The organism is Roseovarius sp. D0-M9 (genome assembly GCF_037083805.1).
GTDB lineage: Bacteria > Pseudomonadota > Alphaproteobacteria > Rhodobacterales > Rhodobacteraceae > Roseovarius.
Genome location: NZ_JBAPKZ010000019.1, coordinates 1 through 12,137, shown reverse-complemented (window position 1 = coordinate 12,137; position 12,137 = coordinate 1). Strand labels below are relative to the sequence as shown.

Annotated in this window: 10 protein-coding genes; 8 read left to right on the top strand and 2 right to left on the bottom strand. The window is 60.2% G+C overall.

The genetic code is table 11. The features are described 5' to 3' along the window. Positions 1-28 precede the first annotated feature (28 nt). Positions 29-787: an IclR family transcriptional regulator gene (locus V8352_RS12965; RefSeq protein ID WP_336424721.1), complete on the bottom strand. Its 759-nt coding sequence runs from the start codon at positions 785-787 to the stop codon at positions 29-31. 161 nt (positions 788-948) lie between these two features. Here V8352_RS12965 and V8352_RS12960 point away from each other — a divergent pair, with 161 nt between their 5' ends. The 4 genes from V8352_RS12960 (at position 949) to V8352_RS12945 (ending at position 6,268) form a co-directional block, all read left to right on the top strand. Continuing rightward, on the top strand, positions 949-1,716 hold the full coding sequence (locus tag V8352_RS12960) for an enoyl-CoA hydratase/isomerase family protein (protein WP_336424720.1): 768 nt from the start codon (positions 949-951) through the stop codon (positions 1,714-1,716). An 89-nt stretch (positions 1,717-1,805) separates the two neighbouring features. Continuing rightward, the gene (locus V8352_RS12955) at positions 1,806-3,335 is read left to right on the top strand and encodes a class I adenylate-forming enzyme family protein (RefSeq protein WP_336424719.1); all 1,530 of its coding nucleotides are present in this window, start codon (positions 1,806-1,808) and stop codon (positions 3,333-3,335) included. Then, positions 3,332-4,417 (top strand): hypothetical protein, encoded by a 1,086-nt coding sequence (locus V8352_RS12950; protein WP_336424718.1) that lies wholly within the window; start codon positions 3,332-3,334, stop codon positions 4,415-4,417. The genes V8352_RS12955 and V8352_RS12950 overlap by 4 nt, the downstream gene beginning before the upstream one ends. Before the next feature lie 780 nt (positions 4,418-5,197). Then, positions 5,198-6,268, top strand: a complete 1,071-nt coding sequence (locus V8352_RS12945) for an ABC transporter substrate-binding protein (protein WP_336424717.1) — start codon at positions 5,198-5,200, stop codon at positions 6,266-6,268. Here V8352_RS12945 and V8352_RS12940 read toward each other — a convergent pair. Continuing rightward, positions 6,261-6,419, bottom strand: coding sequence for a hypothetical protein (locus V8352_RS12940; RefSeq protein ID WP_336424716.1), 159 nt, complete (start codon positions 6,417-6,419; stop codon positions 6,261-6,263). The two genes, V8352_RS12945 and V8352_RS12940, sit on opposite strands and share 8 nt — an antisense overlap. Between V8352_RS12940 and V8352_RS12935 the strand changes: the two genes are divergently transcribed. The 4 genes from V8352_RS12935 (at position 6,418) to V8352_RS12920 (ending at position 11,728) form a co-directional block, all read left to right on the top strand. Then, positions 6,418-7,515 carry an ABC transporter ATP-binding protein gene (locus V8352_RS12935; RefSeq protein ID WP_336424715.1) on the top strand — a complete coding sequence of 366 codons (1,098 nt, stop codon included), beginning with the start codon at positions 6,418-6,420 and terminating at the stop codon, positions 7,513-7,515. The genes V8352_RS12940 and V8352_RS12935 overlap by 2 nt on opposite strands. Positions 7,516-7,534: 19 nt before the next feature. Beyond that, positions 7,535-9,313 carry an ABC transporter permease subunit gene (locus tag V8352_RS12930; protein WP_336424714.1) on the top strand — a complete coding sequence of 593 codons (1,779 nt, stop codon included), beginning with the start codon at positions 7,535-7,537 and terminating at the stop codon, positions 9,311-9,313. A 163-nt stretch (positions 9,314-9,476) separates the two neighbouring features. Continuing rightward, the gene (locus V8352_RS12925; RefSeq protein ID WP_336424713.1) at positions 9,477-10,781 is read left to right on the top strand and encodes an NAD(P)/FAD-dependent oxidoreductase; all 1,305 of its coding nucleotides are present in this window, start codon (positions 9,477-9,479) and stop codon (positions 10,779-10,781) included. After that, positions 10,778-11,728 carry a hypothetical protein gene (locus V8352_RS12920; protein WP_336424712.1) on the top strand — a complete coding sequence of 317 codons (951 nt, stop codon included), beginning with the start codon at positions 10,778-10,780 and terminating at the stop codon, positions 11,726-11,728. The genes V8352_RS12925 and V8352_RS12920 overlap by 4 nt, the downstream gene beginning before the upstream one ends. Positions 11,729-12,137: the final 409 nt, after the last annotated feature.

Below are 12,137 nucleotides of genomic sequence, written 5' to 3'. Positions count from 1 at the left end.
CGATCATTTTTTGGTAGCCCGCAAGCAATCAGGTGGTGATCGAGTGTGCGGCGGCAATGATCAAGCTGGAATAATTTGAGATGACCGTGTCCGGGTTGAATCGCGCAACGCTCGTCGCAATGCTGATAGCCCCTTGAACCTTGCCACCAGATCCGACGATCGGCGCAGCAATCGAAGCGTCCCCAAGATAGATTTCCTCAAATCCCGTGGCAAAGCCCTGTTTGCGGCTAACGTCGATAATCTTCAGCAGTTCGGCAGGCTTGGTCACGGTGTGGGGTGTGTGCTCACGCAGGTCTGATGCCTCTAGAACCTCGGCCACTTTTTCGGAAGCGAGCTGCGACAGGATGGCCCGTCCCGCAGACGAGCAGTAGGCTGGCAGACGCGTTCCCGAAATCACGTTGGGCTGAAGCACGTGCCGGCTTTGAATGCGGGCGACATAGACAATTTCCGCACCGTCGAGCACCGTCAGGCTGACGGTTTCCTCGGTTTCTCGGCTTAGATGCTGGAGCACCGGCATAGCGGCGCGAACGAGCATGGACGAATGCTTGTATTGATAGCTGAGGTTCAGAACCTTCAGCGACAGACTGTGCTGACGCGTCAAAGGATCTTTGTCCAGGTATCCCAGCTTGTTCAGGGTGTGGCAGAACCGTTGCACGGCACTCAGATCGAAAGAGGTCAGCTGGGCGATTTCGGACAGGGTCAGCTTGGGATGCGCTTCGTCAAAAGCCTCGAGGACGCGGAAGCATTTTGCCACCGACTGGATCATGAGCGGATCGGATTTCTTCATAACGGGAGGTGTCACACTCAACTCGAAAGGCTCGATAGCAACTATCGTATTCTTCTCTTGTAAGTGCATTTGCGCTGCCGAGGCTATGACTAACTTGCAGTTGACACCAATTAAGTTGTATACCTACAACCAATAACAACTATTATATGGTGATAGCAAAGATGGCATCCTACATTCTGACTGAAACAATTGACACCGTACGGCGCATCACTCTGAACCGTCCGGACAAGCTGAATGCCTGGAACGCTGAGATGCGTGACATGCTCATTGAGGCGCTGAAGGAGGCCGAAGCGGATGACGCCATCCGCGCCGTCGTCTTGACGGGGGCTGGAGATCGCGCCTTCGGGGCCGGGCAGGATCTGAACGAGTCCAAGACCTTTGATGCGAACCGTGCGGAAGAGTGGATGGGAGAATGGAAAGTTCTCTATTCGCAGCTGCGATCGCTGTCCAAGCCGATCATTGCGGCGCTGAATGGTGTGGCCGCAGGGTCGGCCTTTCAGGTTGCGCTGCTATGCGATCTGCGCGTCGCCCACCCAGGGGTGCTAATGGGGCAGCCCGAGATCAAATCCGGCATTCCCACAGTGACTGGGAACTGGGTCATGCGCGAATTGATCGGCCTTGCCCGCACCATTGATCTGACGCTAACCGGACGAATGCTTGATGCGGATGAAGCGAAGGAGTTCGGCCTGATCTCGCGCCTTGTCGAGGCTGACGCGGTACAGGACGCCGCGTTAGACTTGGCGCGCGAGCTGGGCGCGCATCCGCCGGTTGCGATGCGGCTCAACCGCCAGCGGATCGCAGAAGTGACTCAGGCAAGCTTTGACGAGACGATGTCCTCGGGTGTGCGCATTCAGGTCGAAGCCTACGGAACAGGCGAACCTCAGGCCGAGATGGAAAAGTTCTTCGAGGCGCGCCGCAAACGCAGCTAAACCCATGACACTTGATGGCCGTGATTTTTCAACCATGCTCCTTGTCTTGAAAGAGAGTGGAGTGTCAAATTTTTCATCATGAGGACAAAATGAGAATTGTCGGGCTGACGAACACGTTTCAAGACATCGCGCGTGAGACGCCGTCCCGTCCGTTCGCCGTGACCCCTGATGGGGTGCTCACGATGGGGGATCTTTCGGCGCAAGCCGATACGATGGCTTTTCGCTTGCGCGATGCCGGGGCCCGCCCCGGCGATCGTATTCTAGTGATGATGCGCAACAGCCCGGCTGCGCTGGCGTTGGTACATGGTATCCTAAGGGCAGGCATGGTCTGGGTTCCAGCCAATCCGGCGTTGGTGGGCACATCTCTGTCGCATGCCGTATCTCTTGTCGAGGCATCCCTGATTTTCTGCGACGCAGAAGCGGCGCCAGTGCTTGATGCCTGCGGGGCCACTGCGCCGCTGGGCCGGATCGAGATGACGGACACGTCGGCGCCCGCCCCATCCAGAATGGCTTGGGATGGCCCTGTGCCCGGTCCGCAGGACACAGCGGCGCTGATGTATACCTCAGGGACGACCGGCCCCTCCAAGGCCGTGATCGTCACGCACACGATGCTGGAACTCGCCGCCCAATCGGTGGCCTTCTGCGCCTCGCTCGCGCGGGGTGACAGCCTCTACATGTGGGAGCCGTTCTATCATATCGGCGGCGCGCAGTTGATCGTCTTGCCAATCCTGCATGAGGTTACCCTGACCATGCGTGACAGGTTCAGCGCCAGCCATTTCTGGGAGGACGTGTCGCAGTCAGGTTGCACGCATATCCACCATCTGGGCGGTGTCGTGCAGATCCTGTTGAAGCAGCCAGAAACACCATATGAGAAGGATCATAGCGTCAGGATCGCTTGGGGGGGTGGCTGCTCGACCGAGGCATGGCGCCCATTCGAGCAGCGATTTGGTGTCAAGATACATGAATGCTATGGCATGACGGAGTCCTCGTCGCTCACGACCTGCAACACCGAAGGCGTCGTCGGCGCGGTTGGCAGGCCGCTTCCGTGGTTCACCGTCGATATACTTGATGAGGATGGACGCGCGCTTGACCGTGGACAGGGGCGCGGCGAGATCGTGGTGAACACCTCGGTTCCCGGCGCGATCTTTCCCGGCTATTACCACAATGCCGAAGCCACGAAAAAGGCGCTGCGTCCGACCGGTTTCCACACTGGCGATATGGGATCCTGGGACGAAAGTGGAATGCTCTTGTTTCACGGGCGGATGGGAGACAGCATCCGTGTGCGCGGTCAAAACGTGTCAGCCCACGAGGTCGAATCCGTCGCCAACCTGCATCCGTCCGTCAGTGAAAGCGCGATGGTTGGCGTGCCGGCTGAGATTGGCGAGCATGACATATTGCTTTTCGTGCGACCCAACGAGGGCGCGACGATCAACGCCGCAACGCTAGGCGAATGGCTAGAAACCCAGCTGCCGCATTATCAGCGACCGCGCTACATCAAAACCATTGAAGATTTCCCCAAGACTCCAAGCCAACGGATTCAAAAGCACCGGTTGCCCAGGGATCTGGATGGGGCGTGGGAATACGCCAAACGCAAGACAACTGGAAAGGTAAGCCCATGAGTGTCGACATCCTGATCACCGGAACGGGCATGTTTGCCGGCCGCATGGCGTTGGATATAGCTGCGACCGCCCAACATCCGGTCAAGGTAATGGTCGCCGGACGCAATACCGACCGGCTCGACTGGCTGCGCACCGCGGGGAATGCGCGCGCGGCGATGTTCGGCACGCCTGCCAAGATCGTGACCCATGAGATCGACCTCATGGAGGAGGGGGCCAGCGAACGCATCCTGGACATCGCACAGCCACGCATCGTCGTGCAGGCGGCCTCGATCCAGACATCCTCGGTGATCGCGCAAAAAGGCTCCAAATGGACGGATCTGGTCTCGCGCGGGGGGCTTAGTGCCACGGCGGTATTCCAGGCGATCATCTCCAGCCGAATGGCGAGGGCGATTGAGGCGACTTGCCCCGGCGCCCATTACATCAACTGCTCCTTTCCCGATGTAGTCAATGGGATGATCAGTGAAATGGGCTATGACGTGCTTTGCGGAACCGGCAATGTGGCGATCTTGTCCAATGTGTTCGAAGGAGCGATCAGCGGTTCTGACAAGGGCAGGCTGAGGGTATTGGCGCACTACCAGAACCTTGCCCCTTGGCGCCAACCCGCAGATCGCCGCGCAGACGCTGTGCCGCCGCGCGTTTTTGTCGGAGACAAGGAAGTCGAGGATGTCTTTGCCACCTTCCGCGACACCCGGCTGACGCCGGAGCCTGCCATCGAGATTTCCGGTGCCAGCGGCGTCACGCTAATGCTGGCGCTGGCCGCAAATCAGACCTGGTATGGGCACGCGCCCGCGCCGCATGGTCGTCCGGGCGGGTATCCGGTCAAGTTCGAGGACGGGGTTTTCGGGCTTGATCTGCCGACGGGGGTGGATGAGGCTGCTGCCGTCGCATGGAACGACGCGTTCGAGCGCCGGAACGGTATGACCGTCGGTCAAGGCCGCGCCCAGTTTCATGGCACGCTGCACGAGATGCTCTCGAACGAGGGTTTCGTTCATGCCGACGGTTTCGCCCTTTGCGATCTCGAAGAGGTCCACCATGATTTCGCGGCCTTGCGTGATCGGCTGTCCGCGCAAGGAAGCACATGACGGCAATCAAGGGAAGAGATCGCGCCGCATCGATAAGCACAGCGGCCGACATTAAAAAGGAAAAGTGGATCTGCGCATCAGCGCTAACTGGATGGCCATTGGCATTCCAAAGAGAATGACCGCAGCGAAATACGAGAAACGTTAGCGTCAGCCTGCCCCAGTTCGCGGGCGCTATAGCTCATCGATCCGGAAGTCCCACTTTTGACGGCGGCCAGTCCTGATCGCCAATGGCTCTGATCACACCGCTCAAAGGAGGGCCGAAATTCATCCGGTGCCTCGATCGGGTGCCACAGTGGGATCAGTGGTGGAAAAAAGGATCATCACATCTTGTGGTCTGCGCCAGTGAAGCCTGACTTGAAGGGACAATACCTTGGAAAGACCTCAGCATTCGGCTGCGCGTCACACAAGGTGGGTCAAATTCAAGTTGACAGACAGAAGACAGGGCTCCTAGGATCGTCTGGCACTATTAACTATTGAGATGCAATAGTGCGCTGGGCGAGATGTTGGGCAATTCAGCCCTTTCGGAGTGGCATGGTCGTATCGTGATCATTCAAAAATACAGGAGACCGCCAAGGCGCCTCCTACAACGCGGAGGGTCTATGCTCTCGCAATCATCGGGGCTGAGGAAAAACGTGCGTGGAAAACCAATGCACTGCCGCGTCCCGCGTATCTGCGTGCCCAGAGTGGGGATGGCAATGCCACGGGCTTCGCGCTCCGTGGCAGATCGCCTGTAGCTCGCTCTTAATCTAGCCATGAAGCCAACATTTAGGGAGTGAATAAATGACTGACGGACCACTACACAAGGGCATCAGCCGCCGAGCGATGATGAAGATGACGGGCGCGACCGCTGTCGCTTCGGGACTTTCCATGCCGGCCTTCGCAAGTGATGGCCGCCTGATCGTCGCCGACCCCGGCGGCCCCTTCACAGATGCTTTCGGCGCCGCGTTTTATCGCCCGTTCGAAGAGGCGACAGGCAACACCATACGTAACATCGCGCGCGAGCATCAGCCAACAAGCCATGTTCAGGCCATTGTCGAGACCGGCTCCTATACTTGGGACGTTGTCACTATCACCCAGGCCGGTCAGGTCCTTCTGAGCGATCGCGATCTGCTGGAGGATCTCGACTGGTCGGGCGAGCACATGGACAACATCATGCCCGAGGCGCGGGCGGATGACTGGATGGGCACCGACGTCTATGCGACGGTGCTGGCCTACCGCACCGACGCGATGCCAGATGGCGGCCCGGAGTCATGGGCGGATTTCTTCGATGTCGAGGCCTTTCCGGGCCGCCGCGCGCTGCGTCGCAGCCCGATCGACACACTTGAGATCGCGCTGCTGGCCGATGGGGTGGACCCGTCCGAACTCTATCCGCTCGACATTGAGCGGGCGCTCGCCAAGCTCAGCGAAATTCGCGAACACATCTCAGTTTGGTGGACCGGTGGGGCGCAGACAAGCCAGCTCCTTCAGACCGGGGAGGTCGACATGCTTCCCACTTGGAACGCTCGCGCCCAGACCGTGATCGACGGGGGCGTGGACGCCGCGATCCAATGGAACCAAGGGCTCTATTCGATTGAGGGCTGGGCTATTCCGAAGGACAATCCCAACGCTGAACTGGCACGGGAGTTCATCAAGTTCTGCGCCAATCCCGAGCAACAGGCCGCGTTCACCGAGGCTGGGCTTACCTACGGTCCCACCAACCCCGGAGCCTACGACTTCATTCCGCCCGAGACCGCGGAAAAACTGCCGACGGCACCGGGGAACTTTGATAACCTCATTCTGGCCGATCAAGCCTGGTGGGGCGAGTTCAAGGAAGAGGCCGAGGCCCGTTTCAACGAGTGGCTTCTCACCTGATTTTCGCAACATCGAAACGATCATTGGGCGCGGCGGGTGGTGATCCCCCTGCCGCGATCCTGCACAAGCCCGGCGGAAGGAACACGCTGCGGCCATCAAAGACGACATCGCGCCCCTCGACCCAAGCCGAGACGCCAAAGGATTTGCCCATGACCGAAAGCCCTACCGATCCGAAACTGCGCATCGTTAATCTGGAAAAGAGATACGGTGATTTCGTCGCACTAGAAGGGGCCTCGCTTGACCTTGCCGATGGCGAGTTTTTGACGTTACTCGGTCCATCGGGCTCGGGAAAAACCACCCTTTTGCTGGCGGTGGCGGGGCTCAGCGAGCCTGATGGCGGTGACATCTGGATCGATGGCGCTTTGGCCACCTACCTGCCGCCTTACAAGCGCGACCTCGGTATGGTCTTTCAGAGCTATGCGTTGTTTCCACATTTGACCATTCGCGACAACATCGGCTTCGGGCCAAAGATGCGTGGCTGGTCCAAGTCAAAGATCGACGCGGCAGTGACCCGCGCCCTCGACACGGTTCATCTGCCGCATCTAGCAGACCGCTTTCCCCGCCAACTCTCTGGCGGGCAGCAACAGCGCATCGCGCTTGCCCGTGCGATGGTCTATGAGCCGTCCGTGATCCTGATGGATGAACCGCTTGGTGCGCTTGACAAAAAGCTGCGCGACCAGATGCAATATGAAATCAAGCGCCTTCACCAGGAACTTGGTATTGCCGTGGTCTACGTCACCCACGACCAGGAAGAGGCATTGGTCATGTCCGACCGGATCTGCCTGATGCGTCAGGGTGGAATCGAACAGATTGGCACGCCAGCCGACCTCTACTTCCGTCCCAACGGCCTTTTCGCCGCAGATTTTCTGGGAGAGGCCAACCTCCTTTCTGGCCGGATCGCCGAGGCGTCGACGACACCGGTGGTGGACCTCGGCGAGGGCCTCAGGATCCGGTGTGTCGGCGATCACACCTTCGCTCAAGGCGAGCAGGTACGGGTGATGGTGCGCCCGGAGTCGATCACTCTGCTGGGTGACGGGCAGCAGGCGGATAATAGTGTTTCGGCACGTGTGCGCGACGTGGTCATGAGCGGTGCCACCACAAAGGTCTTTCTGACAGCCAGCAGTGGCTTTGACCTCTTTGCGACAGTTCTGACCAACAGTTCTGCCGCACAGGTCGCCAAGGGCGCCGAAGTCTCGCTGGGGTGGTCGACCGAAGCCGCCGTGGTCTTGCCCGATAACGCAGAGTAAAGCATTGGAAACCAACCGTATGAGCCTGAGCGACAAAACCCTGGCCTTCTTCCGTTGGAGAATGCCGCTCATCCCCGTTATGCTGTTTCTTGGCATAGCTTTCGCCTATCCGGTCATAACGCTACTTAGCGTCAGCTTTACAGGTGACACCGGCGGGTTATCGTTGGAAAACTATATCAAGCTTGCTGATTCCGGTGTGGTGATCCGGGTGCTGACCATCACGCTCAAGATTGCCGCCTGGACTGCCCTGATCTCGATTGTCGCAGCCTATCCGGTTGCTTATCTGCTCTCGACGGTCAGCTCCAACCAGAAGAACTTCCTGCTGATCTGGGTGTTGATGCCATTCTGGACGAGTTTCCTTGTGCGGACTTTTGCGTGGATCGTCCTACTGGGCAATAACGGCGCCCTCAACCAGCTTGCAGTTGCGATGGGTTTGCCAGCTCCGCCCAGCATGCTCTACAATTTTACCGGTGTGATGATCGGCATGGTGCATGCGTTGATGCCGCTGTGCGTGTTGACGATGCTGTCGGTGATGGAAAATATCGACCGAAATCTGGCACCTGCCGCGACCACGCTTGGAGCGCGGCCTGCGCAAGCCTTCCTTCGGGTGACGCTGCCCCTGTCCATGCCGGGCATCGCTGCTGGCGGGCTTTTGGTCTTCATAACGGCACTCGGTTTTTTCATAACGCCCGCGCTTCTTGGCAGTGAACGCGAGACCGTCATCGTCCAGCTCATCATTTTCCAGATCAAGGACCTTCTCAATTGGGGTTTTGCCGGGGCGATCTCCGTGATGCTCCTGCTCGCTGCGCTGGTCATTTTTGCAGTCTATGACCGCTTGGTCGGGCTCTCCACCCTTTCGGGCGGCACGATGCGGGTGCAGGAAAGCAAGCGCAATCCGATCGGCTGGCTGGGCCGCCAGCTTAGCTCGGCTCTGATCGAAGTCACTGCGGCCGTGACCGACCGGCTGGCCGTATTTGTCGAACGCCTCTTTCCTCCGCGCGCCGACCGAAAGTCTCGGCCCGTCGGACGGCGCATTCTCAGGGTATCGGTCGTGTTGATCCTGATCTTCCTCGCCGTGCCGGCCTTTTTCGTGATCCCGGTCAGCTTTACCGAAGGTAACTTTCTGGCTTGGCCACCTGAAGGCTTTTCCCTGAAGTGGTATCAATCTGTCTTGAACAACCCGATCTGGCTCGAAGCAGCTTTGCGTTCGGTTGTTGTCGCGCTTTTCGCGGGCGCGGCAGGGCTTTTGCTCGGTGTGCCTGCGGCCTTCTATATCGTTCGGCGCGCGCAGCGGAAGACGGCGCTCATCGCCCTCATGGTGTCGCCGATCATCATGCCGAACATCATCATCGCAGTGGCCTTGTTCTATCTTTTCGCGGATATTGGTCTTGTTGGCACGACAGCCGGTCTGGTGATCGGCCATTCGGTATTGGCAGTGCCCTATGTCGTCGTCACCGTGATTGCAGTACTCAAGCAGTATGATGAACGGCTGGATCAGGCGGCCTATACGCTTGGCGCAAACAAGTTCCGGACCTTCTTTCACATTACCTTGCCGTTGATCGGATCTGGATTGATCGCCGCCTTCATGTTCGCATTCGTGATCTCTTTTGACGAGTTGACAATTGCGCTCTTTGTGGCCGGCGGCGAAGTGACGACACTGCCGCGGCAGATGTGGGACAACGCGCTGCTACAGGTTTCACCCGCACTTGCGGCAGTCGCCGCAATGGTCCTTATTTCGATGATCTTCGTCATATTGCTGTCGGAGTATCTTCGGCGACGCAGCCAGCGGTTGCACTGATGGTAAGGTCGCGCTGCATGAACCTTCTGGCGAAGATTGGATCGCCCCAGAACAACCATGCCTGTCCAATCTGCCGGACACTCCCTGCCGGACAGCCGGATGCGATGATCTTGGCGGCGATGGCTGCCGTGTTGTCAGACATTTTAAAGCGCGAGGGCAGGGGGTGACGGTGGGCCAACAGGACTTGCCGCCGGGGGCCGGTAGCGCCCGCAGGATCGCCGTCGTCGGGGCCGGAATCGTTGGAGTCTCCTGTGCTTGGCAGCTTCAGGCGCGTGGCTACGACGTGACACTCATCGACCGGCAGGAACCGGGCGAGGCAGCTTCATTCGGAAATGCCGGCGTCATCTCCACGAGTTCGATCTTGCCGCTCGTAGGCGCCAATACCTGGCGCAAGGTGCCCGGCTGGCTTGCCGACCCTTCCGGGCCGCTGCGCATCGGCCTGCGCGATCTACCCAAGAACCTTGCGTGGTTTCGCGCCGCCCAAGCCAATGCAACAATGGCCAAGGCCGAGACGGTAGCCCGGGCGCTGAATGATCTTCATGGCCAAGCAGTTGAGGACCATTTCAACCAGGCCAATGAGGCCGGCTGTGCCCATCTGCTGGTGCGGTCCAACTACCTTCACGTCTATCGCACCGCCAAAGGTTTCGAGGCCGACCTAGGGGACTGGGAGCGGCGGCGCGCTTTGGGTGTTGGCTTCCAAACGCTCGGGCCAAGCGAGCTGGCGCAGGCCGAGCCCGCTCTGGCACCTGATTTTGCCCGTGGCATGCTCGTCGATGGACATGGCACGGCGCTGGATCCCGGCGGGCTGGTCAAGGCGCTGTGGGCCGACTTCCGTGCCCGTCAGGGTCGCGTCGTCAAGGTCGGGCTCAGACGCATCGTGCCGATGGAAGAGGGCGTGTGCCTCGTCACGGATGCGGACGAGATCAGGGCCGACCGGGTGGTCTTGGCCGCCGGAGCGTGGTCGGCTGAGATCGCGCACTCGCTCGGCCACCGCTTCCCGCTGACCTCCGAGCGTGGCTATCACGTCGTCTTTCCCGACCCTGAGATCACGCTGAAAAGCCCCGTGATGCTCGCCGAAGAAAAAGTCGCCGTGACCAGCATGTCGATGGGGCTGCGCGTGGCAGGCACCGCTGAGTTCACGGCCCCCCACCGCCCGGCCAATCCGCGGCGCTGGGCGATGCTGGAGAAGCTCGCCGCGCGGTCGATCCGGGGAGCGTTGGGACCAGCCGGCAGTCGCTGGCACGGGCCTCGGCCGAGCCTTCCGGACACCCTGCCGGTGATAGGCCCGTCCGAGTTGCACCCGGCCGTGATCTTTGCCTTCGGCCACGGCCATACAGGGCTCACGGCGAGCGCCTCGACGGCCCGCGCCATCGCGGCGCTCATCGCGGGCGAAGCGCCCCCTTTCGACCTTTACCCGTTTCGTCCGGGCCGCTTTCCGGTGGCACCGGGAAAGCGTGCGGCCTCATGAAAGCGCCATACATCACCGAGGCCGAGGTGGAGGCCCTTGGCATAACCGCGGCCGAGATTGCCGACGCCGCTGAGCCGCTTTTTCGCGCAAGGGAGCAAGGGCAAGGGCAGGTGGCCATGCCGCCCAAAACCGGCCTGTCCCTACCGGGCTCGGACGCATTCTTCCACGTGATGCCAGCCGCTGCTGAAGGCGCGGTCGCCTGCGCTAAATGGGTCTCAGGCGCGCTAGGCAACGCGGCGGCGGGGCGGCCTCACATCACTGCGCTGTTGATCCTTGCCGATGCCACCGATGGTCGCGTTCTGGCGCTGGTCGAGGCCGCTGCCTTGACCGGGCTTCGGACCGCCGCGCTTTCTCTTCTTGCCGCGCGTCGCCTCGCCCGCGCCGAAGCCTCTCGGCTGGCATTTGTCGGCTGCGGCCTTCAGGCGCGCACACATCTGGCCGCGCTCGCCGGTCCGTTTCCGGTCCGCGAGGTGCTTGCCTACGGTCCTCGACCTGCGGGCGTGAACCGGTTCGCTGATCACGCCCGAGCCTCGGGGCATCAAGTGCAGATATGCGCCCGGCCGGAGGAGGCTCTCGAGGGCGCGGACATCATTGTCAGCTCAGTGCCAGCCCATCCCGATCTGGTCCCGTTCCTCGATGCAGGGAGTCTTCCGCCCGGCGCGTTCGCCACGATGGTCGATCTCGGCCGATCCTGGTGCGTGGAGGGACTTCCGAACTTTGACCGCTGCCTCACCGATGACATGACGCAGAGCACAGCGTTGTCGGGCGCGAACCCAACTTTTGCGGCAATTCAGCTCGAGGCCGATCTGGCCGCGCTCGTCACTGGACGGGTGCCCGGCCGGCAGTCGGACGATGAACGGATTGCCTTTCTCTTTCCCGGTGTCGCGCTCGCCGATCTGGCTGCCGGGATGCTCGTGCTTGAGAGGCTGGGGATAGGCGCCCCTTGAGCGCCATGCATTCACGATCACTGGGATGCTGGTTTCAGACTGGCCGCACCCCCTATGCGCCAAGATTCACGGCAAAACCAAAACGCATCAGCCAGCTGTGCAAATATCCGGCGGTAAAAGGCCAGGCCGTTTGCTAGATGCATGACGCGGGTGGCAGAGCCAAACCTCGGAAAGCAAACCTCAACCATCGGCAAGGCAAACGCGGCTGAGTGGCTTTTGAGATATTAGCTATGCTAGCTAGCTTTTTTGGGACGCGAATATGCATTTACGAGTAAAGCGCTAAGCGTAGTCAAAACCATGAAAAAAGGTCCCTTCTCGTTCCGTGTGGGTAGTCGGGCGCACCGGTGCTTGAGCCGCTCCCATATTTCGTGCCTTCGGTAGGCGCGTCCGACGCGGAGACCTCAGCCAT

Coding starts and splice junctions, on each gene's coding strand:
- V8352_RS12965 (WP_336424721.1), bottom strand. CDS start 787: ATGAAGAAATCCGATCCGCTCATGATCCAGTCGGTGGCAAAATGCTTC.
- V8352_RS12960 (WP_336424720.1), top strand. CDS start 949: ATGGCATCCTACATTCTGACTGAAACAATTGACACCGTACGGCGCATC.
- V8352_RS12955 (WP_336424719.1), top strand. CDS start 1,806: ATGAGAATTGTCGGGCTGACGAACACGTTTCAAGACATCGCGCGTGAG.
- V8352_RS12950 (WP_336424718.1), top strand. CDS start 3,332: ATGAGTGTCGACATCCTGATCACCGGAACGGGCATGTTTGCCGGCCGC.
- V8352_RS12945 (WP_336424717.1), top strand. CDS start 5,198: ATGACTGACGGACCACTACACAAGGGCATCAGCCGCCGAGCGATGATG.
- V8352_RS12935 (WP_336424715.1), top strand. CDS start 6,418: ATGACCGAAAGCCCTACCGATCCGAAACTGCGCATCGTTAATCTGGAA.
- V8352_RS12940 (WP_336424716.1), bottom strand. CDS start 6,419: ATGGGCAAATCCTTTGGCGTCTCGGCTTGGGTCGAGGGGCGCGATGTC.
- V8352_RS12930 (WP_336424714.1), top strand. CDS start 7,535: ATGAGCCTGAGCGACAAAACCCTGGCCTTCTTCCGTTGGAGAATGCCG.
- V8352_RS12920 (WP_336424712.1), top strand. CDS start 10,778: ATGAAAGCGCCATACATCACCGAGGCCGAGGTGGAGGCCCTTGGCATA.